This window comes from Aeromonas allosaccharophila (genome assembly GCF_000819685.1).
Classification (GTDB): Bacteria; Pseudomonadota; Gammaproteobacteria; order Enterobacterales; family Aeromonadaceae; genus Aeromonas; species Aeromonas allosaccharophila.
The window spans coordinates 1-26,293 of sequence record NZ_CDBR01000053.1 but is presented as its reverse complement, the minus strand read 5'-3'; the positions used below and the strand labels follow the sequence as shown (position 1 = coordinate 26,293).

General features: G+C 60.1%; 21 protein-coding genes. 11 read left to right on the top strand and 10 right to left on the bottom strand.

Annotated elements, in window-relative coordinates:
- Window positions 1-41: 41 nt before the first annotated feature.
- The 3 genes from BN1115_RS09980 to BN1115_RS09970 all read left to right on the top strand — a co-directional run bounded on the left by BN1115_RS09980 (window position 42) and on the right by BN1115_RS09970 (window position 2,046).
- Entirely contained in the window at window positions 42-227 is a 186-nt protein-coding gene (locus BN1115_RS09980; RefSeq protein WP_033136592.1) for a YgaP family membrane protein, read from the top strand.
- Window positions 228-648: 421 nt separating this feature from the next.
- Window positions 649-1,053, top strand: coding sequence for a hypothetical protein (locus tag BN1115_RS09975; protein ID WP_042657035.1), 405 nt, complete (start codon window positions 649-651; stop codon window positions 1,051-1,053).
- A gap of 264 nt (window positions 1,054-1,317) precedes the next feature.
- Window positions 1,318-2,046, top strand: coding sequence for an MgtC/SapB family protein (locus BN1115_RS09970; protein ID WP_042657034.1), 729 nt, complete (start codon window positions 1,318-1,320; stop codon window positions 2,044-2,046).
- A gap of 94 nt (window positions 2,047-2,140) precedes the next feature.
- On the opposite strand, the gene BN1115_RS09965 is transcribed toward BN1115_RS09970, so the two are convergent.
- From BN1115_RS09965 to grpE, 8 genes are all read right to left on the bottom strand, one after another.
- The gene (locus BN1115_RS09965; protein WP_042657033.1) at window positions 2,141-3,151 is read right to left on the bottom strand and encodes a LacI family DNA-binding transcriptional regulator; all 1,011 of its coding nucleotides are present in this window, start codon (window positions 3,149-3,151) and stop codon (window positions 2,141-2,143) included.
- A 27-nt stretch (window positions 3,152-3,178) separates the two neighbouring features.
- Entirely contained in the window at window positions 3,179-4,594 is a 1,416-nt protein-coding gene (locus BN1115_RS09960) for a glycoside hydrolase family 32 protein (RefSeq protein ID WP_042657032.1), read from the bottom strand.
- Complete coding sequence (locus BN1115_RS09955; protein WP_042657031.1) at window positions 4,594-5,958, bottom strand: sucrose-specific PTS transporter subunit IIBC; 1,365 nt, start codon at window positions 5,956-5,958, stop codon at window positions 4,594-4,596. Before BN1115_RS09955 ends, BN1115_RS09960 begins: the two co-directional genes overlap by 1 nt.
- 83 nt (window positions 5,959-6,041) lie before the next feature.
- On the bottom strand, window positions 6,042-6,998 hold the full coding sequence (locus tag BN1115_RS09950; protein ID WP_082034832.1) for an aminoimidazole riboside kinase: 957 nt from the start codon (window positions 6,996-6,998) through the stop codon (window positions 6,042-6,044).
- 115 nt (window positions 6,999-7,113) lie between these two features.
- Complete coding sequence (locus BN1115_RS09945; RefSeq protein ID WP_128821448.1) at window positions 7,114-8,604, bottom strand: carbohydrate porin; 1,491 nt, start codon at window positions 8,602-8,604, stop codon at window positions 7,114-7,116.
- 264 nt (window positions 8,605-8,868) lie between these two features.
- Entirely contained in the window at window positions 8,869-10,011 is a 1,143-nt protein-coding gene (gene dnaJ / locus BN1115_RS09940; RefSeq protein ID WP_005338032.1) for a molecular chaperone DnaJ, read from the bottom strand.
- Between the two features lie 101 nt (window positions 10,012-10,112).
- Complete coding sequence (gene dnaK / locus BN1115_RS09935; RefSeq protein ID WP_042053028.1) at window positions 10,113-12,041, bottom strand: molecular chaperone DnaK; 1,929 nt, start codon at window positions 12,039-12,041, stop codon at window positions 10,113-10,115.
- A gap of 297 nt (window positions 12,042-12,338) precedes the next feature.
- A complete protein-coding gene (gene grpE / locus BN1115_RS09930; protein WP_005338036.1) occupies window positions 12,339-12,914 on the bottom strand; it encodes a nucleotide exchange factor GrpE in 576 nt (191 codons plus the stop codon).
- 291 nt (window positions 12,915-13,205) lie between these two features.
- Here grpE and nadK point away from each other — a divergent pair, with 291 nt between their 5' ends.
- Window positions 13,206-14,090 carry an NAD(+) kinase gene (gene nadK, locus BN1115_RS09925; protein ID WP_005338038.1) on the top strand — a complete coding sequence of 295 codons (885 nt, stop codon included), beginning with the start codon at window positions 13,206-13,208 and terminating at the stop codon, window positions 14,088-14,090.
- On the opposite strand, the gene BN1115_RS09920 is transcribed toward nadK, so the two are convergent.
- The gene (locus tag BN1115_RS09920; protein WP_042657029.1) at window positions 14,087-15,019 is read right to left on the bottom strand and encodes a LysR substrate-binding domain-containing protein; all 933 of its coding nucleotides are present in this window, start codon (window positions 15,017-15,019) and stop codon (window positions 14,087-14,089) included. The genes nadK and BN1115_RS09920 overlap by 4 nt on opposite strands.
- A gap of 162 nt (window positions 15,020-15,181) precedes the next feature.
- Here BN1115_RS09920 and BN1115_RS09915 point away from each other — a divergent pair, with 162 nt between their 5' ends.
- The 6 genes from BN1115_RS09915 to BN1115_RS09890 all read left to right on the top strand — a co-directional run bounded on the left by BN1115_RS09915 (window position 15,182) and on the right by BN1115_RS09890 (window position 24,295).
- Window positions 15,182-16,495 (top strand): 6-phospho-beta-glucosidase, encoded by a 1,314-nt coding sequence (locus tag BN1115_RS09915; RefSeq protein ID WP_042657028.1) that lies wholly within the window; start codon window positions 15,182-15,184, stop codon window positions 16,493-16,495.
- Window positions 16,496-16,656: 161 nt separating this feature from the next.
- Window positions 16,657-18,321 (top strand): DNA repair protein RecN, encoded by a 1,665-nt coding sequence (gene recN / locus BN1115_RS09910; RefSeq protein ID WP_042657027.1) that lies wholly within the window; start codon window positions 16,657-16,659, stop codon window positions 18,319-18,321.
- Window positions 18,322-18,668: 347 nt separating this feature from the next.
- Window positions 18,669-19,559 (top strand): manganese-dependent inorganic pyrophosphatase, encoded by an 891-nt coding sequence (locus BN1115_RS09905; protein ID WP_042657026.1) that lies wholly within the window; start codon window positions 18,669-18,671, stop codon window positions 19,557-19,559.
- A 250-nt stretch (window positions 19,560-19,809) separates the two neighbouring features.
- Window positions 19,810-20,973 (top strand): macrolide transporter subunit MacA, encoded by a 1,164-nt coding sequence (gene macA / locus BN1115_RS09900; protein ID WP_042657025.1) that lies wholly within the window; start codon window positions 19,810-19,812, stop codon window positions 20,971-20,973.
- On the top strand, window positions 20,970-22,928 hold the full coding sequence (locus tag BN1115_RS09895; RefSeq protein WP_042657024.1) for a MacB family efflux pump subunit: 1,959 nt from the start codon (window positions 20,970-20,972) through the stop codon (window positions 22,926-22,928). The genes macA and BN1115_RS09895 overlap by 4 nt, the downstream gene beginning before the upstream one ends.
- Window positions 22,929-22,930: 2 nt before the next feature.
- Complete coding sequence (locus BN1115_RS09890; protein WP_042657023.1) at window positions 22,931-24,295, top strand: efflux transporter outer membrane subunit; 1,365 nt, start codon at window positions 22,931-22,933, stop codon at window positions 24,293-24,295.
- 542 nt (window positions 24,296-24,837) lie between these two features.
- Here the strand turns inward: BN1115_RS09890 and BN1115_RS09885 are convergent.
- A complete protein-coding gene (locus BN1115_RS09885) occupies window positions 24,838-25,248 on the bottom strand; it encodes an H-NS family histone-like protein (protein WP_005344269.1) in 411 nt (136 codons plus the stop codon).
- A gap of 411 nt (window positions 25,249-25,659) precedes the next feature.
- Here BN1115_RS09885 and BN1115_RS09880 point away from each other — a divergent pair.
- The coding region (locus tag BN1115_RS09880) for a winged helix-turn-helix domain-containing protein (protein WP_042657148.1) at window positions 25,660-26,293 on the top strand (634 nt) is incomplete at its 3' end.

The following is a 26,293-nucleotide window of genomic DNA, read 5'->3' as shown; positions in this document are numbered from 1 at the left end:
CACTAAATTAGCAATATCTAAAGTAGATAAGGAGAAAGACCATGACAGTAGATAACGGAGTCAGAATCGTCGCGGGTTGCATGTTGCTGCTCTCGCTTATCCTTACCACCTGGGTTCATCCGGGCTTTGTCTGGTTGAGTGCCTTTGTCGGGGTCAACCTGATCCAGAGCGCATTCACCGGTTTCTGCCCGGCCGCAATGATCCTCAAACGGATGGGGTTGAAATAGGGTCACGGGTGACGGTGGGGAGAGCAGAAGATGGAACGAGGGCAGTGATGGTGCTCACCGCTCTTTCATCGTCCTTGTAGTAGCCAGCCGACCCCGATTATTGACAAACTTGTATCTAAATGTTGCTGAAAGGGAGTTGAGGCTTTACCTCACCGCTCTGGATGAGTACCATTTCGCCGTTCTTAACACAGCGGAGACCATCAGTGGGCAACTCATCAAGTGACAGATGTCTGCCGACCCTTATCGTCGGCACCCCGGTCGCGAGCTAGCCGCAGATTTCCTCTGCCGCAACTCGCAACCATGCGAGAAGCGGAAATCCACTCCCCTCTTCTCCCTTTTTACACTTGACGTCTGGCAACCAGTGGCCAACCGCCACAGTCGCCATGCCTGCATAGTTTCTGCTTCCCACAAGGAGGCTGCTATGCGTTTTATCTCAATCAAACCGGCTGCGGATCGCGCGGTCGCAACAGGTTCTGTTGCAACCCGGGCTCACCCCCTGCTGAGCAAGCTCGGCCGTGGCATGCTGCCACGCTGGCTGGGCGGCAAACAGCGTCAGCACCACTACCGGCTGCAGATCCGCTGCGAGGATCGCGCCGATATGGAGCAGGTGCTGGATCTGGTGAACCACACCCTGCAACCTGCGGGGCTGCAACCGATGCAATCGATGAAGCCGGGTCGCGGCGGCGGGCGTGAGCTGGTGCTCAACCTGCAGTGCACCCCGCCCCAGCGACGCTATCTGGTGCAATTTGTTCATCAGGTCGGAGTAGCACATCCGGTGCGCTGGCAACTGCGCCCGCGCATCGACTGCGATCCCGAACTCAACTGACCGCACGCCTGCGTTAACCAGAGGTAAAGGGGGCCAGCCACGCTGGCCCCCTTGTCGTGAGCAACCGCTTGCTCTGCGGCTGATCGGATAGCCGATATGCCGTTTATGTTCGCGCCTATGCTCGGCTCGCCCCTAAGTGCCCAAGGGTCGGTGCGCTGTGTTGTTTTTTCTGCTGGACACCCCCGCAATCATCCCCTGATCCATCCGCCATCGGCGTTTCATCATGGATTGCGCCAAGCCAGCACTTATCAGAAGGAGTACGCCATGAAGATGTGGCAACAAATTGACATGATCTCCCTGCTTGACACCCTGGCCAGCCTGCTGCTCGCCTTTGTGCTTGGTAGCCTGGTCGGGCTGGAGCGCCAGTACCGCCAACGTACCGCGGGCCTGCGTACCAACGTGCTGGTCGCCGTGGGGGCGGCCCTGTTCGTCAGTCTGGCCCAGCGCATCTATGACCTGCACGGCGGCAACTACAACGTGGTCCATGTGGTGGCCTATATCGTCTCCGGCATCGGCTTTCTCGGCGCCGGCGTCATCATGCGCGAGTCGGGCAATATCCGCGGTATCAACACCGCCGCCACCCTCTGGGGCGTGGCAGCGGTCGGCGCCGCCTGTGGCGCCGGACTGGCCATGGAGGCAATTCTGGGGGCCCTCTTTGTGCTGGCCGCCAACACCCTGCTGCGGCCGCTGGTCAATCAGATCAACCGCCGCCCGGTGGACAATACCGACACCGAAGTGACCTACAAGGTGACGGCGCTGACCCAGCGTGAACATCAAAAAGAGGTGCTGCACTGGCTGGAAGAGATGCTGGAGCAGGCCAACTATCCCTTGAGCGAGCTCGATATCGAGCCGTTCGGGGTGCGGGATCTGGAGATCTCGGCGGTGCTGCTGGCTACCTCCATCGATGGCGACGAGCTGGATGCCCTGATGCAAAAACTGGCCATCCATCCCCATATCAAGCAGGTGTTCTGGCGCGCCAGCACCACGGATTGAGCTGCCGCTCAGAGGAACGAACCATCCACCAATAGCAAAAAGCCCCGCCAGCCATGGCGGGGCTTTTTCATATGGGATGGGCGAAGCGGCGTGGCTAGCGGCGACTGCGCCAGCGCACCCTGGGGGTGATCACCTGGGCTGTCTGCGCCGGGGGATTGCTCGCAATCAGTTGCTGCATCAGCTCGAAGGCGGCGCGGGCTAGCGCCGGACAATCCTGCGCCACCGAGTCGATGCGCATGGGAATGCAGTCGAGCAGGTCGTGATCATCGAAGGTGCACAGCCGCATCCCCGTCTCCATCAGCCCCGCCTCGTTGAGGTAGCGCAGCACCCCTTCCAGCAAAGTAAAGGAGGCGGTAAAGAGCCCCCTGGGGGGCGCCCCCAGCTCGGCCACCAGCTCGGCCATCAGCTGATAACCGGAGCTCGGCTGATAGTCGCGATGGCGCACCCGGACGGCATCGGCCTCAAGCCCGGCGCGATGGAGCCCCAGCTCATAACCCGCCAGCCGGTGACGACTGGGGGAGAGATCCAGCAAACCGCCGAAGTAGTAGATCTCCTCGCCGCACTCGCTGGTCATGTCCCGCACCAGCTCGGCGGTGGCCTTGCAGGCATCGGAGATCACCATGGGCAGGCGCGACTCGCCGATGTGGCGGTCGAGCTGCACCACCGGCAAGCGGTCGTGAATGCGGGCATAGATGTCATCGCTGTGGCCGCTGGAGGCGACAATCAGCCCATCCACCTGACGGCTGATGAGGTTGTCCACCACCCGCTGCTCGAGGACGGGATCATCCTCGGAGCAGGCGATCAGCAGCTGGATGCCCGCCTCCCGGCAGTGCGCCTCGAGGGCACGGGCGATGCGGGCAAAACCGAAGTTGGTGAGATCGGGGATCACCAGCCCCCAAGTGTAACTGCGGGTCTCGCGCAGGGAGCGGGCGTGAAAGCTCGGCAGGTAGTGACACTCATCCGCCACCGCCTGAATGCGCTTGCGGGTATCGTCGGCGATCCGGTACTCCGCACTCTTCCCGTTGAGCACCAGACTGGCGGTCGCCTTGGACACCCCCGCCAATTCGGCAATCTGTGCAATCGTGATCCGTTTCTTCTTCTCCACCTGGCCTCCCGGCTGACTAGAACCGGGCTATTGTACTAGGCACGCCGACAGCGGCCAGTGATTGAGGCAAATTTTGCAGCCATCATCGCCGTTACCTGATGAAAGTTGCGGCATCTCTCCGGGGAAGTAGCGCGCCGACAGGCTGTGGCAACCCTCATCGATGAAACACTCCAGACTGGAGCGATCACACAGCACGGTGATCCGCCCGCCAGCCCAGGGGCTGCTGCGGGTCTCCCACACTCCGCTCTGCCAGTTCTGGCGTCGCAAGGTGATGCGCCCCGGCTGCCACACCAGCTCGGCCACAGCGCCGAACCAGAGGCTCCCCTCGCCGCAGAGATCCAGATCGAGCCAGGCCGAGTCGATGACCAGCCCCGGAAACTCGCCAAGCGTCCCCTCGAAGCGGGTCAGCTCCCCCTTCAATGCCGCGAGCTCCGCCACCGGTCGCTGGCAGAGCCACTCATCCTGCCAGAACAGCTCCCGCGGGCAGCTCATCTGGTGGATCCAGCCGTGAGCGACAGTAGGTTGGCTCATCTCGTTCTCTTCCGGCAGACCCAGCCAGCCAAACAAGAGGCGGCGCCCCTGACTGTCTCGGGTGGTTTGCGGTGCATAGAACTCGAAGCCCCGGTCCAGCTCGTGGAAAGCCCCGTGCTCGAAGCGCTCGCCGTCGAAGTCCCCCACCAGCCAGCCGCACTGGTAGAGGTTGCGATAATCCTCGCCTGCCGGGGCAATCCCTTGCGGGCAGCTGATCAGCACATGGCGCTCCCCCAGCGGGAAGAGATCCGGGCACTCCCACATATAGCCAAACTCACCCAGCCCCCCTCGCCCGCTACCGGCGATGGGGCCCACCCGCTGCCAGCTTTGCAGGGTGTCGCCACGATAGAGCAACACTTCACCCTTGTCATTCAGGGGGCGCGCACCCAGCACCATCAGCCACTGCTGGCCGTCGTGCCACACCTTGGGGTCGCGCACATGGCCGCTGTAGCCTTCGGGTAGATCCAGCACCGGCCCCAGCTTCTCGAAGCCCCCCTCACCGTCGGCGCGGGCCAGACACTGATAGGCGGTACGACTGCCATCCGGGTATTTGACATTGCCGGTGTAGATAAGGGTCAGACGCCCCTGCTCGTCGCTCACCGCAGAGCCCGAATAGCAGCCGTGGCTCTCATAGGCTTCGGTGGGCAATAGTGCAATCGGCTCGTGCTGCCAGTGCAACAGATCGGTGGAGGTGACATGGCCCCAGCCCTTGTTGCGGTGCTCGCAGCCAAGCGGATTCCACTGGTAGAAGAGGTGGTAGCGCCCGTCGTGCTCGATAAAACCGTTGGGATCGTTAAGCAGCCCCACCGGGGCTGCCAGATGCCAGCGAGGCCGATGGGGATCGGCCGCCGCCTTGAGCTGTCCGGCCAGCAGCGACCGGACAATCTGGTTGAGAAGATCGCTTTCCTTCATCACTCCACCTTGTACTTGAGCAGGTAGGATGCGGCGAAGGCGGCGCCAAAGGCGATCACCAACCCGATGATGTAATGAATAAGGCTCATGGGCTGGACGATGGCCATGCCGGGAATACCGGTCAGCCCCACCGCCGTCATCCCCACCTTGGCCGCCACCACGTAGGCGCCGCCGCAGGCCCCCCCAAACAGACCGGCGAGGAAGGGTTTGATGTAACGCAGGTTCACCCCGAAGATCGCCGCTTCCGTGATACCCAGCAGGCACGACATGGCCGCCGGCACGGTAATGGCCTTGATCTTCACGTCGCGGGTCTTGAAGTAGACCGCGAGGCAAGCCCCGCCCTGTGCCACGTTGGCCATGGCCCAGATGGGCAGCAGGAAGTTGACGCCAATTTGCGGATTGGCCAGCAGCCCCGCCTCGATGGCATGGAAGCTGTGATGAATGCCGGTGATGACGATCAGCGAGTAAGTGCCACCAAACACCAGCCCCGCCAACCAGCCTGCCTGCTCATAGAGGGCGCTCAGACCGAACGAGATGCCATCCCCCAATACCCGACCCGCCGGGCCGATAAAGAGCAGCGCCACGAAACCGGTGATGATGACGGTGAGGAATGGCGTGAGGATCAGATCCAGCGCATCCGGAATGCGCTTGCGCAGCTGTTTCTCCAGATGGGACATAAACCAGACCGCCAAGAGCACCGGGAAGACGGTGCCCTGATAGCCGATCATGGCGACATCGAGCCCGAAGAAGTCCATGGTCTTGAAGCCACCGGCCACGCCCCAGGCGTTGGTCAACGCCGGGTGGGTGAGGATGCCGCCAAGGGTCGCCCCGAGGTACGGATTGCCACCAAACTCACGTGCTGCCGTAAAGCCGATGAGGATCGGCAGTATGATAAAGGCCGCCGAGCTGAACATGTCGAGCATCACAAACAGGGCGCTGTCGGCATTGACCCAGCCGTAGGTGCGCACCATGCCGAGCAGCCCCATCAGCAAGCCCGAGGCGACGATGGCCGGAATGATCGGCACGAAGATGTTGGAGAGGGTTCGCGCCAACCGCTGGGCCACGTTGAGCTTGGCCGCTGCCATGTCGGTCAGCTCCGCCTTGCTGGCGGTGCCGGTACCGGTCAGCGCCACAAACTCCGCATAGACCTTGTTGACCAGACCGGTGCCGAAGATCACCTGAATTTGGCCCGCGTTGCTAAAGCACCCCTTGACCCCCTCCAGCTTGTCGATGGCGGCCTTGTTTACCTTGCTGTCATCGGCCAGCACCAACCGCAGCCGGGTGGCGCAGTGGGCAGCGCTGACGATATTCTCCTTGCCCCCGAGCAGGGGCACCAGATCCTTGGCTATCGCACTGATATTCATATTCTTCCTCTTATGACTCGCCACGCTGGCGAGTCCTTGTCACATGAGAGTAGGGGCTGTCGAGCCGGGCTTCTAGCCGCAGCTCAACAGCCGCTTGCGCCTGATCGCAAAAAGGCATCCAGTTCGGAGTGGGTCGGCAGCGCCGTCATCGCCCCCTTGGCGGTGGTGGCGAGCGCCCCGCAGCCGTGGGCCTGAGCCAGGATGGCGGGTAGCTCGGCCAGCGTCGGCAGCGACGAGCGCCCGGCCAGCGCCGCCAGCAGACCGGCGACGAAGGCATCCCCCGCCCCCGTGGTGTCGAGCGGGGTCACTCTCTGCCCCACCCACTCCAGCAACTCGCCATCAAGGCGAGCCACTACCCCGGCCGCCCCTCTGGTCACCAGCACCAGCGCCGGGCCAGAGAGCGTCGCGAGCCCGGCGGCCAGCTCATCCTCGCCACTCAGCAGTTGCAGCTCCTCAATGGAGAGCTTGACCACATCCGCCTGTGCAATTGCCTGACGCACCAGCGGCAGCATCTCGGCGGGGTTGCCCCACACCTCGGGACGCAGGTTGGGGTCGAAGCAGACTCGCCCGCCTGCCGCCTTGATGGCGGCCATAGCCTGCAGGCAGCTGGTGCGTACCGGCTCGTTGGCGAGCGCGATGGAGCAGGTGAGCAGCCACTGACCGGCGTCGAAGCGGGGCAACTCATTTGGGGTGAGAAACTGGTCGGCACTGGGGCGCACCATAAAGGTGAAGCTGCGCTCCCCCTCGTCATCAAGTTCTACCAGCACGGTAGAGGTGCGATGGTCTGGATCGAGCCGCAGCGCACCAATATCCACCCCCTCCCCGCTCAGGGTCTCGGCCATAAAGCGGCCGAACGGGTCAGCACCAACCCGGCCGATAAAGGCCGCATCGCCACCCAGCCGTGCCACGCCAACCGCCACATTGGCGGGTGCGCCACCCGGACACTTGAGGTAGTGCAACGCCCCTTCCGGGATCAAGTCCACCACCGCATCCCCCATTACCCACACACGATTCGTCACCTTGCTACTCCACTGCTGCATCGGATCCTCGGTCAAACCCGAACTCTGTTCTGTTGGCTGGCATTATCAGCTAAACCGTTTTAGCCAACCAACAGATCTCGGCACCGGCTGCCATTTTTGTGATCGGGATAACGAACTAGAACCAGGTTTCCATCTGTACGCCAAAGTTCCACTCGCCACCGGCGGTGAAGTTGCTCTGGCCGATGGCATCGTCGCTGGCGTAGTTGTCGAGCTCGGAGGACCAGTCCATCCAGCTGGCGAACACCCGCAGCTCGGGACGTTCGAAGAAACCGGCGGTCTGCGCCTTGAAGGTGGGGGCGAAGGTGAGCTTGGTGAAGTTGCCGTTCACCGCCTGGCGTCCCTTGTAACCCTTGGGGTCGAGATCCATGTACTGCCAGGCCGCCTCGTAGACCAGCTCGACGTTCTGGCTCAGCACCTGCGCCACCCGGGTATTGAAGGTAAGCCAGCGATACTCGTCCCCTTTCACGTAGCGATCCTGACTCTGCTCGGCCAGCAGGGCCGGGGCAAAACGCCAGCGCGAGTTGAGATCGGTGGCGCCAAACACGGCGACCCGCACTGCATCGGCGTCCGGCAGCAGCTCGCTGTCAGAGCCCAGCCCCTTGACCTCGGCCCCCAGCCCATGACCGTACAGCACCGCCGCCTTGGCAAAACCGGGGTTGAGGCCGAAGAAGCTCTCGCCGTGGTAGGCCAGCAGGGTGTGTGCCCCCTTGTCCGCCGCCTCGCTGCCCGCCCCCTTGTCATTGATGCGGGCGTCATTGTCCTTGGCCGAGAGACCGTTCACCATCCACTGCCAGTTACCGACGCGGTTGTTCATGGTGAGGATGTAGCTCTCGATATCGGAAAGACCGCTGGCGCTGATGTCGCCGTAATCGCGGCCATAGAGAGAGAAGTTGGCCTTCCAGCTGTCGGCCAGCTGCACGTCGTAGACGCCGCCGCCGGTACCGGCCAGGAACACCACGTCAGAATCGAGCCAGTGGATGTCGAAGTTGTCCCGATCAAAGCGCTTGCCCGCCCACAGCACCGCATTCTTGAAGGGGCCGTCGAAGCTCGCCAGATTGCCGATCTCGGCAAACACCTGACGGGTATTGAGGCTCGAATCGCTGGCGGTCCAGTCGTTGCTGGTCTCCACCCCGTCCGCCAGCATCAGCTTGTAGCGGGCCCAGCTGCCATCCTCGAAGGTCTGGGTTTTCAGCAGGTTGGCCTCCATGTAGGTGTCATCCTCGTTGCCAAGGCGACCGACGGCCCCGCCCACCGAACCGGCTGGCGTGATGTAGGGGCCGCCGCGCCCACCGTTGCCATTGCTGTTGACCAACAGGCCCGAGCGGGCATAGCCGTGAAACTCGAAGCCCTGGGCACCTGCTGTCTTCTCATCCACCTTCTGGCTGCGGTTGTTAGCCACCTGCGCCTGTTCGCTCGCCGCGCTCGCCTTCACTTCCGCCTGACTGGCACGGCTCTCTGCTGCCTCGGCTCTCGCTTCAGCCGCCTGTACCCGCGCCTCCAGCGCCGCCAGACGGGCCTCGATACCGCCATCCGCCGCCCACAGCGGGCTGCTCATCCCCAATCCCAGCGCTACCGCCAGCGCCAACTTGCTCTTGAACATCATCATCTTCCTCACCTGTCATCTGTGGCCCGGACGGGCGCTGTTGTTATCGACAGACGGAGCATAGCTAAACCGCTTTAGCCAACTCAATACAGCAACTAAACCGTTTCAGCAACAGTGTGAGCGGGATAACATTTGTACAGCAGGAATTGGCGGGAGTTGTGAGGAGGATCCCTCATCAGGATCCACTCAATAGGGCGGCTCCTGGCTAAACGGCGGGCAAAAAAAGAGCCGGCACAAGGCCGGCTCTGTTTATTCGGGTCGCTGAAATCAGCTGGTCAGATCGTCGAAGAAGCGTTTCACCCCTTCGAAGAAGCCTTCCGATTTCGGCTTGTGGGTCTTGGCAGCGGCACCGCTGAACGACTCGTCCAGCTGGCGCAACAGCTCTTTCTGCTGCTCGGTGAGGTTGACCGGCGTCTCGATCACCACCTTGCACATCAGATCCCCTACCTGACCGGAGCGCACTGACTTCACGCCCTTGCCGCGCATGCGGAACATCTTGCCGGTCTGGGTCTCCGGAGTGACCTTGAGCTTGACGCGGCCATCCAGGGTCGGCACTTCAATCTCGCCACCCAGCGCAGCTGCGGTGAAGCTGATGGGCACTTCGCAGTAAAGGTTGTTGCCGTCACGCACGAAGATCTCGTGCTCTTTGACGTGCACCTGTACGTAGAGATCCCCTGCCGGAGCCCCTGCTTCCCCTGCCTCCCCTTCGCCGGAGAGACGGATGCGATCGCCGGTATCGACGCCCGCCGGAATTTTTACCGACAGGGTCTTGGTGCGCTGGTAGCGACCTTCACCGTGGCACTTGCGGCACGGATCCTTGATGATCTTGCCGCGGCCGTGACAGTGCGGACATGCCTGCTGTACCGCGAAGAAGCCCTGACGCATCTGCACCTGGCCGGAGCCGTGGCAGGTCGGGCAAGTCTGGGCACTGCTGCCGGTGTGGGCACCGGAGCCGTTACAGACTTCACAGTGAACCAGGGTCGGCACCTTGATCTCCTTGGAGACCCCGCGTACCGCCTCTTCCAGCGTCAGCTCCATGGTGTAACGCAGGTCGGAGCCACGGGCCGGGCCACGACGGGCACCACCACGGCCACCGCCGAAGATGTCACCGAATACGTCACCAAACATGTCGGCGAAGTCGGCACCGCCGCCAAAGCCACCGTGGCCACCGCCCCCCTGGCTCGGGTCGACACCGGCATGGCCATACTGGTCGTAACGGGCACGCAGGTTGGCATCGGTCAGGACCTCGTAGGCTTCCTTGACCTCTTTGAACTTCTCTTCGGATGCGGCATCACCCTGATTACGATCCGGGTGATACTTCATGGCCAGGCGCTTGTACGCCTTCTTGATCTCGCGATCGTCGGCATCTTTCGCCACACCCAGTACTTCGTAGAAATCGCGCTTCGACATACTCATCCTGTGGTTACGCAGACGGGCGTTGGTTACCCAACGCCCGTGAATTCATTGACCAAGCCGATGGGCGAAGCGGACTTCGCCCATCTGGGTAGGGCTTACTTCTTGTCGTCTTTCACTTCTTCGAACTCGGCGTCGACTACGTCGTCGTCAGCCTTGGCAGAAGAGGAGGACTGACCGGCATCAGCACCGGCTGCACCCTGGGCCTGAGCCTGCTGCTGGGCAATTTCCATCAGCTTCTGGGACGCTTCCAGCAGAGCCTGCTGTTTGGCTTCGATAGCAGCCTTGTCGTCACCCTTGATGGCAACTTCCAGCTCGCTCAGAGCGGCTTCGATCTTGGTCTTGTCGTCGGCAGGCAGGGCTTCACCGGCTTCGGTGATCTGCTTGCGTACGGAGTGGACCAGACCATCAGCCTGGTTGCGAGCCTGTACCAGCTCTTCAAACTTCTTGTCCTCGGCCGCGTTGGCTTCGGCTTCGCGTACCATGCGCTCGATCTCGTCATCAGACAGACCAGAGGAGGCCTGGATGGTGATCTTCTGCTCTTTGTTGGTCTCTTTGTCTTTCGCAGAGACGTGCAGGATACCGTTGGCATCGATGTCGAAGGTCACTTCGATCTGCGGCAGACCACGCGGTGCCGGACGGATGCCTTCCAGGTTGAACTGGCCGAGAGACTTGTTGTCGCTGGCACGCTTGCGCTCACCCTGCAGCACGTGAATGGTCACGGCAGACTGGTTGTCTTCGGCAGTGGAGAACACCTGGGACTTCTTGGTCGGGATGGTGGTGTTCTTCTCGATCAGCGCAGTCATCACGCTACCCATGGTTTCGATACCCAGGGAGAGCGGGGTAACGTCCAGCAGCAGTACGTCGGTCTTGTCACCGGACAGTACGGCGCCCTGGATGGCAGCACCCATGGCCACGGCTTCGTCCGGGTTGACGTCTTTACGCGGCTCTTTGCCAAAGAACTCGGCAACGGTCTTCTGAACCAGCGGCATACGGGTCTGACCACCAACCAGGATCACGTCGTCGATCTCGCCAACTGCCAGACCGGAGTCTTTCAGGGCGACACGAACCGGCTCCAGAGAGTCCTTCACCATGTCTTCCACCAGAGATTCCAGCTTGGCGCGGGTCACCTTGATGTTCATGTGCTTCGGACCGGTGGCATCTGCAGTGATGTACGGCAGGTTGACGTCGGTCTGCTGGGCAGAAGAGAGCTCGATCTTGGCTTTCTCGGCGGCATCTTTCAGACGCTGCAGAGCCAGCTGGTCGTTACGCAGGTCGATGCCCTGCTCACGCTTGAACTCGTCTACCAGATAGTTGATGACGCGGTTGTCGAAGTCTTCACCACCCAGGTGGGTGTTACCGTTGGTCGCCAGTACTTCGAAGGTGGTTTCGCCTTCCACTTCGTCGATCTCGATGATGGAGATATCGAAAGTACCGCCACCCAGGTCATATACGGCAACCTTGCGCTCGCCCTTAACCTTGTTCACGCCGTAGGCGAAAGCCGCTGCAGTCGGTTCGTTGATGATGCGTTTTACATCCAGACCGGCGATGCGACCGGCATCCTTGGTAGCCTGACGCTGGGCGTCGTTGAAGTAGGCAGGAACAGTGATAACGGCTTCGGTTACCGGCTCGCCCAGGTAGTCTTCGGCGGTCTTCTTCATCTTTTTCAGCACTTCGGCAGAGATCTGCGGCGGTGCCATTTTCTTGCCCTTCACTTCAACCCAGGCGTCGCCGTTGTCAGCTTTGGCGATGGCGTACGGCATGATTTTCAGGTCACGCTGCACTTCTTCATCTTCAAAACGACGACCGATCAGACGCTTGATGGCGAACAGGGTATTTTTCGGGTTGGTGATGGCCTGACGCTTGGCCGGCTGACCAACCAGGATCTCGCCATCATCGGCATAGGCAATGATGGACGGAGTAGTACGATCGCCTTCTGCGTTCTCGATCACGCGAGCAGTGTCGCCATCCAGAATAGCGACGCAGGAGTTGGTAGTACCCAGGTCAATACCGATGATTTTACCCATTTGACGAATCTCCAAATACTTTGAATAAACTGGCGAGGAACTCGCCTTAATGCGTTAACGGCTAGGTGGGGGCTGCCAATCTGGCTTTCAAGCTCCCGGCATCAAATTTTTTGTGCCGCCGCGGCCTTGCTACCTATATGGGGTCGCCAGACGCAGCTTCAAGCCCCAACCCTAAAAAACCACACCCTTTGTCATGGTTGCGCGGTCACGTTGAGCCGTAAACCGGGCAAGATGAACAGGTGCTGCACTGCGAAACAAAAAGCCCGCCACAGGGCGGGCTCGGGCCCCCACAGCCAATCAGTCGACCGCTTTGGCGATCATCACCATGGCAGGACGGATCACCCGACCGTTGAGGTCATAGCCCTTCTGCATCACTGCAATGACGGTGTTCGGGGCCACATCGGCACTCGGCACCATGCTCATCGCCTGATGGGCATTGGGGTCAAACGGCTGGTTGATCGGGTCGAGCGCCACCAGACCAAACTTGGCCACGCCGCTCTGCATGGATTTCAGGGTCAGCTCGACACCTTCGATCATCGGCTTAAGGGCTTCGTTCTCCTTGTCGGCCAGTTCGATGGCACGCTCAAGGTTGTCCAGCACCGGCAGCAGTTCATTGGCGAACTTCTCCAGAGCGAATTTGTGCGCCTTCTCCACATCCAGCTCGGTACGACGGCGCAGGTTCTCCATCTCGGCGGCGGTACGCAGGGCGCGTTCACGCTCTTCCGCCGCTTTTTGGATGGCGGTTTCCAGCTGCGCTTCCAGTTCGGCAATACGGGCCTGCTCGGCTGTCACTTCACTGTCTACATCGGTCGGCTCGACTGGCTGGGCTTCCACTTGCTCCATCGCTTCAACCTTTTGCTCTTCGTGGTTCATGACATCTCCAATTCCGGGGTTACTTATGAGGGCCCTGACGTCTGGTTGAGCGACCGGACGACAACAGACCGACTATGTTGGCGCTATTATGGGGATGCATCCCCGGCTTTCAAGGGGTAAAGGGCAATCAGGGTTGCTGAATAGCCGCAACCGTCGGTTTATCCGGGTTACCGCTCACCGTTTAACCAGTAGCCTCAAGGGGATAGCCAGCCCCGTCACACGGGAGAGCGTCACAAGCGGAGCAAAGCACTGTATACTGGCCCGCAATACCCATCCCAGATCTGACTGACTATGGATTCTCCGTTCAAAACCATCGCCCTGATTGGCAAACCCCACCATGAGGGGGCCAACCAGACGCTGACCGGCCTGCATCAATACCTGACCGCCCGCGGCTTTCGGGTACTGGTGGAGAGCCGGGTCGCCCAGACCCTGAGCATCCTCGATGAAAACGTGATGGATCTGGTGCAACTGGGCCAGCAGGCCGATCTCGCCATCGTGGTCGGCGGTGACGGCAACATGCTGGGGGCGGCGCGGGTGCTGTCTCGCTTCGATGTGGCAGTGATCGGGGTCAACCGGGGTAACCTCGGCTTTCTGACCGATCTCTCGCCACAAGATTACCTGCTGCCGCTGGAGCAGGTGCTCTCCGGCCACTACAAGAGCGAACACCGCTTCCTTCTGGAAGCCTCGGTCTATCGCCACGGCGAGCGCAAGTCGAGCAATCTGGCGGTCAACGAGGCGGTACTGCACCCAGGCAAGATCGCCCACATGATCGAGTTCGAGGTCTATATCGATGGCAGCTTTATGTATAGCCAGCGCTCGGACGGCATCATTGTCGCCACTCCGACCGGCTCCACCGCCTACTCCCTGTCAGCGGGCGGCGCCATCCTCACCCCCAAACTCAACGCCATCACACTGGTGCCCATGTTCCCGCACACCCTGAGCAGTCGCCCCATCGTGCTCGATGCCGACAGCGAAGTGCGGCTGCTGGTCTCGCCGGATAATCAGGACGATGCCATGCAGGTCAGCTGTGACGGCCAGGTGACGCTGGCGGTCCACCCGGGGGACGAGATCCTCATCAAGAAGAGCCACCACCAGCTTCATCTGGTGCATCCCCTCGACTACAGCTACTTCCACGTGCTGCGCAACAAGCTCGGCTGGGGCAGCAAGCTGTTTTAAAGGGCAAGCTCACTGCCGGACTGGCTGAGCGCTGCCTCACTGCGCAGCCAGTCGCTAAAGGCGCGGAAACGCGGCCGCTCGCGATTTCCCCGCGGCGAGATCAGCTCGTAATTGCGCCCGGCCGCCACCGCCGGGCCACCTACCGCTACCAGCGCGCCCTGCTCCAGCAAGTTACGAACCAGCACCTCTCGCCCCATAGCGACGCCCATGCCCCCTTGCGCCGCTTGTAGGGCCATCTGATAGTGATTGAAGCCGTAGTGACGCTGTTCATAGGGCAATGTCATGTCTGCGCAATCGCACCAAAGGCGCCACTCAGAGAAGATCTGCTGTACATCGGTCGATTCGGAGGCATGAATAAAACAGGCCTCCGCCAGCCGGGACGGATCCGCAAGTAACCCCAGCCGCTCAGCATAGGCGGGGGAGCAGACCGGCACCAAACGCACCTCCATCAGCAGCTCCCGGTGCAGATCACTGCAGCGAGTCGCACCGTAATAGATCGCCAGATCCACTCGCTCCTCGTTGAAATCCACCGCTCCCGCCCGAACCCTCATCATCACGTTCAACCCGGGCCAGCGCTGCTGGAAGCGGGGCAACCTTGGCATCAGCCAGTTAAGCCCAAGCGTCGGCGCAACCCCCACATGAAGCGTCCCTCGCAGATCTTGGGCCCGGATATCTTCGATCTCCTCGTTGATCTGGCGCAGAGAGTGACTCAGGGTTGCCAGCAGTCGCATCCCCTCCTCCGTCAATTCGAGCTTACGAGTCAGGCGAATAAACAGGCGAAAACCCAACAGCCCTTCCAGATGGCGAATGCGGTGGCTGATGGCCCCCTGAGTGAGGTTCATCTCCTCGGCAGCGCGAGTAAAGCTGAGGTGACGGGCCGTGCTCTCGAAGGTGTGCAGCAGGGCCAGGGTATTCTGTTGTACCAGCATGGATAACCTCGTGATGACGCGCGTTGCGGTGCAGGCCATCAGTATGCCATTCACTCTCATGGATTAAACAGGCTAATCCATACCGCCCCTTTTTTCGTTTGTCTGCCCGCCACAGCCCCTCTTTAATAGGATCAAACCCTATCCCTGTTCATGAGGTGGACAATGAAAAACGGACTCAAGATTGTGGTCATCGGTGCAGGCTCCAGCTATACCCCGGAGCTGATCGAAGGGCTGATCCAGCGTCAGCACGAGCTGCCGCTGCGCGAGCTGTGGCTGGTCGACATCGACGATGGCCGCGAAAAGATGGAGATCATCGCCGCCCTCACCCGCCGCATGCTGGCCAAGGCCGGGCTGGCGGTCAGGGTTGAAACCCGGCTGGAGCGGGAAGAGGCTCTGCGCGGCGCCGACTACGTCTGCTCCCAGTTTCGCGCCGGTTGTCTGGAAGCCCGCATCAGCGATGAGCGGATCTCGTTGAAATATGGACTCATTGGACAAGAGACCAACGGACTTGGCGGCTTTGCCAACGCCTGCCGGACCATACCCATCGCCCTGCAGATCGCCGCCGACATGGAGCGTCTCTGCCCCGATGCCTGGCTGCTCAACTTCACCAATCCGTCGGGCATGGTGACCGAAGCCGTGTTGCGCCACAGCAAGATCAAGGCGGTGGGGCTGTGCAACGTGCCAGTGATCATGCAAAAAGGGGTCGCCACCCTGCTGGAGAGCCGCGATGAGCAGGAGTTCATCATGCAGGTGGCGGGACTCAACCACTTTATCTTCGTGCGCCAGATCCAGCATCAGGGCAAGGATAAACTCGGCGAGGTGATCGCCCTGCTCGCGCAAGGGCCCGATCCGCTGGTCCCGCGCAATATTCCCCCCTTTGCCTGGCCAAAGGATCTGCTGGCCAATCTGGGCATGATCCCCTGTGCCTATCTGCGCTACTACTACATGAGCGACGATATCCTCAAGCAAGAACTCGGTGAGGCCAGTGGCGAAGGGACCCGGGGCGAAGTGGTCAAGGCCATTGAACAGCAGTTGTTCGATCTCTATCGCAACCCGGATCTTGCCGAGAAACCCAAGGCGCTGGAAGGGCGCGGCGGCCAGTACTATTCGGAAGCGGCGTGCAAGCTGATGAGCGCCATCCACAACGACAAGCGCATCATCATGCACGTCAACACCCGCAACAACGGCGCTATCAACGGTCTGCCGGACGAGTGCGCCGTGGAGGTCAGCTCCCTCATCACCAAGTCGGGTCCGCTCCCGCTCAACGTAGCTCCCTTCCCGCAAGACACCTTGCGCCTACTGCAATTGATGAAGGAGTTCGAGCAACTCACCATCGAGGCCGCGATCACTGGCAACCGCCATACCGCCTGGCGCGCCCTGGTGCTCAACCCGCTCATCACCAGCGGTAGTCGACTGGAGCAGGCGCTGGATGAGGTGATTGCCGCCCATCCGGATCTGATGTCGGCCTTCCACTGATCCCGTTCCCAGCGTATCCAATCTCTCTCCTCACTATCCTGTGCGGGTCACCACTCTGGTGGCCCGTTATCGTTAAAAATGGCGGCGCCCTCTTTACTGTATATAAGACCAGTATATACTGGATGCATACACAGTAATGTTGACCTATACAGGATGAGACCATGCTGACCCAGCTGACCGTCAACAACTTCGCCATCGTCAAGTTTCTCGAACTCGATCTGCAACCGGGCATGACCTGCATCACCGGTGAGACCGGCGCCGGTAAATCCATCGCCATCGACGCTCTCGGTCTCTGCCTCGGAGAGCGGGCCGAAGCCGGCATGGTGCGACCCGATAGCGACAAAAGCGAGGTCAGCGCCCGCTTCTTGCTGGACAACAACCCGGCCGCCCGCGCCTGGCTCGCCACCAACGAACTGGAAAACGAAGGTGAGTGTATCGTCCGGCGAGTCATCTCCGCCGAGGGGCGCTCACGCAGCTATATCAACGGCGTGCCCGTCCCCCTTACCCAGCTCAAGCATCTGGGCCAACAGCTGGTCAACGTCCATGGCCAGCATGCTCATCAGATGTTACTCAAGCCTGATTACCAGCTCGCCCTGCTCGACGGTTATGCCGGTCACCATCTGCTGCTCAATGAAGTGCGCCAGCATTATCAACTGTGGCGCCAGCTGCAAAACGAGCTGAACCGGCTCAAAGCCGAGCAGCAACAGCGGGAAGCCCGCCGCCAGCTCATCGAATATCAGGTGCAGGAGCTCGATGAATTTGCCCTGCAGCCGGGGGAGTTCGAGCAGATAGAAGAGGAGCACCAGCGTCTCGCCAACGGCACTGATCTGATGCAAGAGTGCGGCAGTTGTCTCGATCTGCTTTATGACAACGAAGAGACCACCATCGCCGGTCTGCTGCAAGTGGCAGTAGACAGAGCCGAAGGACTGGTCGCCATGGACAGCCGCCTCACCCCGGTACTGGAGATGCTGAACGAAGCCCTGATCGGGGTACAGGAGAGCCACAGCGAACTTCGCAGCTACCTCGATCAGCTGGAGCTGGATCCCGAACGCTTCAACGAGCTGGAGGCCCGCCTCTCCAAGGCGATCAATCTGGCCCGCAAGCACCACGTCAAACCAGCAGATCTGGCCCAGCACCATCAGGAGCTGGCCTCCGATCTCGCCCGCCTCAACTCCGACGAGGAGCGGTTAGAGGGGATGGAAGATGAGCTGGCCGAGGCCCGTCAGGCTTTTGTCCAGGCTGCCGAAGCCCTGAGCCAGAGCCGTCAGCGTTACGCCCAGGAGCTGGGCGCCAAGGTAACTAGCAGCATGCACGAGTTGGCAATGCCCGATGGCCGTTTTGCCATCGAGGTACGCCCCGATGCCCAGAGCAGCCTCTCCCCACTGGGTATAGATCGGGTGGAATTCATGGTCACCACCAACCCGGGCCAACCCATTCAGCCACTTGGCAAGGTAGCGTCAGGGGGGGAACTGTCGCGTATCAGCCTTGCCATCGTGGTGATCAGTGCCCGCAAGATCTCCACCCCGACCCTGATTTTCGATGAGGTGGATGTGGGGATCAGCGGCCCGACTGCCGCCGTGGTAGGTCGCCTGCTGCGCCAGCTCGGGGAGTCCACTCAGGTGATGGTGGTCACTCACTTGCCGCAGGTGGCAGGCAACGGCCACCAGCATATGGTGGTGAGCAAGCATACCGACGGCAAAACCACCGAAACCCGGATGGATGCGCTCGACCAGAATGCCCGTCTCAACGAGCTGGCACGGCTGCTCGGTGGCGACCAGATCACCGACAACACCCTGGCCAATGCCCGCGAGCTGCTGCGCCGCTGAATCAGGCCATGCTGAATCAGGCCATAAAGCCGATTTGCAGCGATGGCGACTAATAGGAGTGACCAAACATGTTGACTGCGAGTACCGCTTTCCTCGCAGTCAGTCAAATAGCCAATAGCCAATAGCCAATAGCCAATAGCCAATAGCCAATAGCCAATAGCCAATAGCCAATAGCCAATAGCCAATAGTGAGAACCGAACTCGCGTCAGGATTACCGACCCAGATCAATAAAATGGCGAGTTAGGCGAAGCTGGCAGCAACATGGGCGTGGATCCGGTTGCCTTCATGCAGCGGATTTCGCATAGTGTTGCCCCCCTTTATGGGTATCCAATTGTGAGGCTTTGTCTATGATCCACGTTTTTGGTCACAAGAATCCTGATAGCGACAGTATCTGCAGTGCGCTGGTTATCACCGACTGGCTCAATGGCCAGGGCCGTCAGGCCACCCCATGGCGTCTGGGTGACCTGCGCACCGAAACCCGTTTTATTCTGGAGCAGGCTGGCGTCAGCGAACCCGAGTTGCTGACCAAAGATCTGACCGGTGAAGATGTCTGGCTGGTGGATTTCAGTGATCTGGAACAGGGCCCCGCCACACTGGCACAAGCCAATGTACTGGGTCTGGTGGACCACCACCGTCTCGGCACTCTGGTCACCCAGTCTCCGCTGGATGCCTGGATCCGTGCCGTCGGCTGCACCTGCACCATCGCCTTCGATCTGCTGAGTCAGCAAGGTACCGTGACCCGCAGCCAGGCTCGCCTGATGCTGGGTGCCATCATGAGCGACACACTCTGTCTCACCTCGCCGACCACCACCGAGCAGGACAAGATCGCTTGTGAGCGTCTGGCGCCGCTGGCCGAAGTGTCGCTGGCCGAGTTCGGCCAACAGCTGCTGATGGCAAAAACCGACCTGAGCGGCCTGACTCCGGCTCAACTGCTGCAGCAGGATGAGAAAGCGTTCCAGGCGGAAGGTTACAACTTCATCATGAGCCAGATCGAAGTGGGCAGCGAACAGCAACTGGCCGAGCAACTGCCGGCGCTGCAGCAGGAGATGACCCAGCGTGTGGCGAGCGAAGGGCTCGACTTCTTCGTACTGATGGTGACTGACCTGACGGCTGCCGCCAGCCGCATCTACTTTACTGCGCACCCGAAAGTACCGGCAGAGTCCAGCTACCACCCGGGCTTTGTCAGCCGCAAGAAACAGGGTCTGCCCTGGGTGATGGATCTGCTGGCCAAAGCCTGATCCTCACTCGCCATAACCTATTCCAAAGCCCAGCCTCTGTGCAGGGCTTTTTTCATCACAGCAACCAGCCGCACTCCCTCTCCTCTTACGGACCAACTTGCCCCCCTCCTCTCTCTCGCGTATTCCTTTCACGGCTTATTGACAGTTAACCCCATAACTTTTCTTACATATTTGCGGCTGTTATTTACCCGGGCTTTGCTGCAGGATAATCGCCGCGCACAACCCTTTTCCGTTTCCATTCAGGTGATCGATGAACATAACCCGCAAGCAGAGAACCCTGGCCATCACCATCCTGATCGCCGTGGTGCTCCTCGGCTGGCTGCTCTGGCCAAGTCAGCCACCCAAGGCGATGCTGACCGCTCAGGTGACCCGCGAGGATATTGCCCAGACCGTACTGGCCAGTGGCGTATTGCAGGCTGTTGAGCAGGTGGATGTGGGGGCCCAGGTCTCCGGTCAGGTCACCAAGCTGGCGGTTGAGGCCGGTGATCAAGTTAAACAGGGAGACCTGCTGGCCGAGATCGATCCCCTGATTGCCCAGAACAACCTCAAGACAGCCGAGGCGGAGCTCGCCAGCAACCGCGCCCAGCTCAAGATCAAGCAAGCGCAACTCAAACAGAACGAGCTCGCCTGGCGACGCCAGCAGCAGATGTTCAGGCAGGAGGCGAGCTCCCGGGCCGATCTGGAGAGTGCCGAGGCACTGCTGGCTGTCACCCGCGCCGAACTGCAAAACAGTCAGGCCAATATCGACAGCGCCCTGATCAAGGTTGATCGGGCCAAGACCGAGCTGGGCTACACCAAGATCCTGGCGCCGATGGATGGCACCGTCATCAGCATTGTGACCCGTCAGGGGCAGACCCTGGCAGCCAGCCAGACGGTGCCGACCGTGCTCAAGCTGGCCAACCTCGAGACTATGACGGTCAAGGCGCAGATCTCCGAAGCCGATGTCACCAAGGTCAAAACCGGCATGCCGGTCTACTTCACCCTGATCGGCGATCCGGATACCCGCTATCAGGGCACGCTGCGCGCCGTGGAGTTAGCGCCTACCAACATCAACGATCAGGCCACCACAGGCACCACCACCAATAATGCGGCCGTCTACTATTACGCCCTGTTCGATGTGCCCAATCCCGACCATACCCTGCGGGTGGCAATGACCACTCAGGTGACCATAGTGCTCGGCGAGCGCAAGCAGGTACTCACTGTGCCGCAAACTGCCCTTGGCAAAAAGCTGGCCGACAACGAGTATGAAGTCACCGTGATCAAGGACGATGAGACAACCGAAACCCGTCATATCAAGACCGGTATGAAGGACGAGATCCGCATTGAAGTGGTCAGCGGTCTGACCGAGAAGGAGGAGGTGCAGCTCAATCACGGTGCCCCCGCCGCCAATGATGAGATGGCGGTGATGCTATGAGTGAGCCCCTGAGCCAGCTGCCGTTGATCCAGCTGAAAGGGGTCGAGCGACGCTACCAGAGCGGCGACAGCGAAGTCACCGTGCTCCACCCTCTCGACCTCACTATCGCGGCAGGAGAGATGATCGCCATTGTCGGCGCATCCGGCTCCGGCAAGTCGACCCTGATGAACCTGCTGGGTTGTCTGGATAGCCCGAGCAGCGGCCAGTATCTGTTTCGCGGTCAGGACACCGCCACCATGGATGCATTGGCGCTGGCCAGGCTGCGCTGCCATCACTTCGGTTTTATCTTTCAGCGCTACCACCTGCTGCCCCATCTCGATGCCGCCGCCAACGTGGAGATCCCCGCCGTCTATGCCGGCACCAGCCGCCCGGATCGCCAGGCGCGTGCGCGCCAGCTGCTAGACAGACTGGGACTGCGCGATCGCAGCCACCATACCCCGGGTCAGCTCTCCGGCGGTCAGCAGCAGCGGGTCAGTATCGCCCGGGCGCTGGCCAATGGCGGCGAGGTGATCCTCGCCGATGAACCGACCGGCGCGCTGGATAGCCAGAGCGGCAAGGAGGTGATGGCGATCCTCAAGGAGCTGCACGCCCAGGGCCACACCATCATTCTGGTCACCCACGATATGGACGTGGCCAGCCATGCCGACCGGATCATTACACTCAAGGATGGTCGGGTAGAGCAAGATAGCGGCCCGCGCCAAACGGCCGGGTTGGCCCCAACCACAACAGTGACGCCCAATAAAGGCGCCATGGGCCACGACTGGGATCGCTATCGGGAAGCGGGACGCATGGCGATGCATGCCATGCTCGCCCACCGGATGCGCACCTTCCTCACCATGCTCGGCATCATCATCGGTATCGCCGCCGTGGTGAGCGTGGTTGCCCTTGGTCAGGGGGCGCGCGCCAAGGTGATCGACCAGATCAATGCAATGGGCACCAACACCATCGAAATCTTCCCGGGCAAGGGGTGGGGCGATGAGAAGATGGCCAGCATCCAGACCCTCAACAAGGGGGATCTCGATGCCCTGCTGGGGCAACCCTATCTTGCGGGCGCCAGCCCCGAGATTGGCAGCTCCGGCCAGTTGCGCTATCGCAACAAGACCAACAGCGGCAACGTGACCGGGGTCGGTAACGACTATTTCAAAGTGAAGGGGATGACGCTGGTCAGTGGTCGCTTACTGGAGTGGCAAGATATCCAGCAGCGTGCCGCCGTCGCCGTGGTGGACAAGAAGAGCATCACCAGCCTGCTTGGCAAGGATGATCCGGTCGGCAAGGTAGTACTGGTCGGCACCCTGCCGGTACGGATTGTCGGGGTGGTTTCGCAGGAGACCGGCTTCGGTCCCACCAGCCAGTCGGTCAATATCTGGCTGCCCTACAGCGCGGTGATGAGTCGCCTCATCTCGCAGCACCACTTCAGCCAGATCACCATTCGGGTCAAGGATGGGGTACAACCGGCACTGGCCGAGCAGGCGGTGATCGAGCTGATCACCAAGCGCCACGGGGTAAAGGATTTCTTCACCTTCAGCAGCGACAGCATCATCAAATCGGTGGAGAAAACCACCGCTACCATGACCCTGATGGTCTCGGCCATCGCGGTGATCTCGCTGATCGTCGGCGGGGTGGGCGTGATGAACATCATGCTGGTGTCGGTAGTGGAGCGCACCCGCGAGATCGGCATTCGCATGGCCGTGGGCGCCCGCCAGTCGGACATCCTGCAGCAATTCCTGATTGAAGCCGTGATGGTCAGCCTGCTGGGGGGGATCTTCGGCGTCGGCCTCTCGCTAGGCATTGGTGCGCTCTTTTCACTGCTGGTGGACTCCATCAAGATGCAGTTCTCGCTCTTCTCCATCCTGATGGCCTTTGGCTGCTCGTCACTCATCGGGATCCTGTTTGGTTACCTGCCGGCACGCAATGCGGCGCGGCTCGACCCTGTTGTCGCACTGGCGAGGGAATAACGATGCACAAACTCTCCTGGCTGGCTCTCTCTATGGCCCTCAGCGGCTGCAGTCAGCACAGCACCTATCAAAGACCCGAGCTGGCGATCGCCCCCACATGGCAACAGGCAGAGGGCACCCAACTGGCTACGCAGGCTGGTCCCTGGTGGCGGGCATTTCATGATCCCCAGCTCGACAAATTGGTCGAGGCGGTTCTGGCCGCTAACCCGGACATGCGTGTGGCGGCCCTCAAGCTCAAAAGCGCCCGACTGGGCACCGAGCTGGCCGATACCAACCTCACCCCCTCGGTCAATGGCTCTATAGGCGCAACTGGCAACAAGGATCTGAAAAGTGGCAAGGCCACCAACAGCCTGGGCCCCTCTCTGAGCCTCAGTTACGAAGTGGATTTGTGGGGCAAGCTTGCCTCGGTACGAGATCAGGCAAGCTGGGAAGCGGCAGCAAGCGAGCAGGATCTCGCCAGCACCCGACTCCTGCTGATCGGCAATACTCTGGAGCAGTATTGGCAGCTCGGCTATCTCGGCTCTGCCATCGCACTCGGAGAACAGCAGCTGGCCAACCTGACGCGAACCGAGCAGCTGACCCAAACCAAATACCAGGCAGGCGCCATCACCCGACTCGATCTGGCGCAGGCACGCCAGCAACTGGCAGGCAAACAGGCTGAGCTGGCCTCCCTCAAGGCGCTGCAGGAGCAAGCTCGCAATGCCCTGCGTCTGTTGCTGGGCCGCAGCAGCGGGCCGCTGGAGTATGCACCCGCGTCCCTTGCAAAGCAGACCATTCCTGAACTTGCGGTGGGTATTCCAGCCGATGTGCTGGCTCGCCGCCCCGATGTCAAAGCGGCCGAATTGCGGCTGCGCAAGACGCTGGCAAAGGGGGACGAGATCCGCACCAGCTTCTACCCCAGCCTGACCCTGACCGGCAGCGCCAGCACCGCATCCGATAGATTAGCGCAGGTGCTGCAAAATCCGGTCGGTACGCTGGGAGCCAGCCTTGCCCTCCCCTTCCTTGAATACAACCGCACCCAGCTCGCCATCGAAAGCTCAGAGCTGGATTACCAGATCGCTGAAACCGAGTTTCGCAAACAGCTCTACACCGCACTGGTGGAGGTGGAAGACAATCTGGCCGCACGCCACTATGGCCAGCAGCGACTCGATTATCTGCAGGAGCAGCTGAGTTATGCCCGGGAGGCCGAACGACTGGCCAAGGCTCGCTTCCAGGCGGGTGCGACCGGTGTGCAAGCCTGGCTTGATGAGCAGAACCGGCTGTGGGATGCCCAGCAGAGCCTGCTGGCACAGCAAAAAGAGCAGCTCACCACCACGGCCAAAATCTATCGCGCCCTGGGTGGCAGCGATAGCGTGACGCCCCGATAACACTTCCCCCAGATATTCCCCACTCTACCTGCAGATTGGGGAATATCATCGCCATAGACCGCACAGAATTCCCTCTCCCACACGGCAGCCGAACTCCATTGCCCATCATCAAGGGACTGTACAAGGGACTGTAATAGCAGCGCAGCCAATTCCGTGCATCGACAGACCATCTCGGCAATACCTTACGGCAGTTTTCATCCAGAACGCGCCCTGCAGAGATAACGGTTAACGTATATTCCATCAGCAGAGGACTTTCTCTTTGCCGAGCAGCGCCCCGTGAATCGTGAGAAGCATTCCCGAAACAGCTATCTGCACGACGCATACAAATAGCGATATTGCGCTGGTGAGCCGCACGACGAAATTAATCGCAAACAACGCGTGATATTGAGGAAAGTAACAGTGTGGTGAAACGACGGTAAAAAGGATACAAGCGAGGATGTAGATAACAGTGAGGCGGAGAGGTGGATTGGATAACCATGAGTAAAACGGCAAAAAATAATGCCGCCCAAGGGCGGCATTATTCAATCTCAGAACCTGACGAATTAGATCAGGAAATCGTTCAGGTCTTTACCCAGTGCTACCTGAGCAGCAATGGCTTTCGGCATACGGCCTTGACCGGTCCAAGTTTTTTCCTGGCCATCTTCTTCGTACTTGTATTTAGCCGGACGCGGAGCACGCTTGCTCTTGGCAGCGCCAGTCGCAGCAGCCGGAGCAGCGGCAGTCGCCAACAGCTCGCGAGGATCAATACCAGCCTGCTGCAGCATTTCGGTGAATTCATTCAGCTTGCGCTGACGCTCTTCCTGTTCAGCACGCTCCTGTTCAACAGAATCGGCGCGCTCTTGGTAAACCAGGTCAAACTTCTCTTTAGCTTCCAGCAGTTGCTCAAACGGCAGCTCACGAATAGCCGCACGCAGACTGCGAATGTTCAGCAGAACTTTCAGAAACTCGTTCATTATTTCCTCACAAAAAATCGGTTACAGGGATACCGCTTCAGAATAGCATGGACAATTCCCGACAACATACATTTTTCTATATTAACGTTCTTTTTTTCTTAATTTTCACCAGCAAGATCGAATGCCTGTCACTATCAATAACCAACAGGCTGGGATGCAGATCTTCTGGGTAGAGAGGTGATTACCATCTTGTGTTCAAGAAACGTCGGTATTTCAAGACTCATTAATTTCCAGTTCAGTATCCAGCAAACTAACTCTGAGATCCGCTATATAAACCTTGAACTCACACCTCTACCATACGTTCAACATCATGTGACAAGCCAGTGCCTATCCGTTTAGCAATAAGTAAGCCTAAATAGCTGTTACGAATAGTAGATCACTGGAGGAAGGGAACTCAGTCCAGTTTGTGCGATCTCATTAGTCGCCAAACAAAACAAGCCACACCCAAAAGACTGCGTCGATGCCTATCCCCCCCTGTCACGACCACAACGGCGCCGCATTCATAAAATCATCCATGCCACCCGTGATAAAGGGCATGCTCGTCGCTTGATGGCCATTTTGCTGTTACATGAAGGATGCACGATCACTGATGTTCATCACCTTACCGGCGCTGCTCGTTCGACCATCGGCATTGGCTTGCGGTGGTATCGGGATGAAGGTGTGGGTGCGTTAGAAGCCTTACCGGCTGGCCGTGCCCCGGTCTTACCTGTCTCCAAGATTGTCACCTTACTGGTGCTGCTCATGCAGTTTTCTCCGCAAGATTTTGGTTATCAGCGCAGCCGCTGGTGTACCGAACTATTGGCTATCCAAATCAATCGGTTAACAGGTCTCAATATGGCAGCCTCCACGCTCCGCCGATGGTTACCTCGTATGGGCATTGTCTGGCGAAGGCCCGTGCCAACCTTGCGGATAAAAGACCCGGCCTATCAGGAGAAAATGGCGGATATCGACGCTGCGCTGGCCCGTTGTGATGCCGCTAATCCGGTGTTTTATGAGGATGAAGTCGATATAGACCTCAATCCCAAATTAGGGGCCGACTGGATGT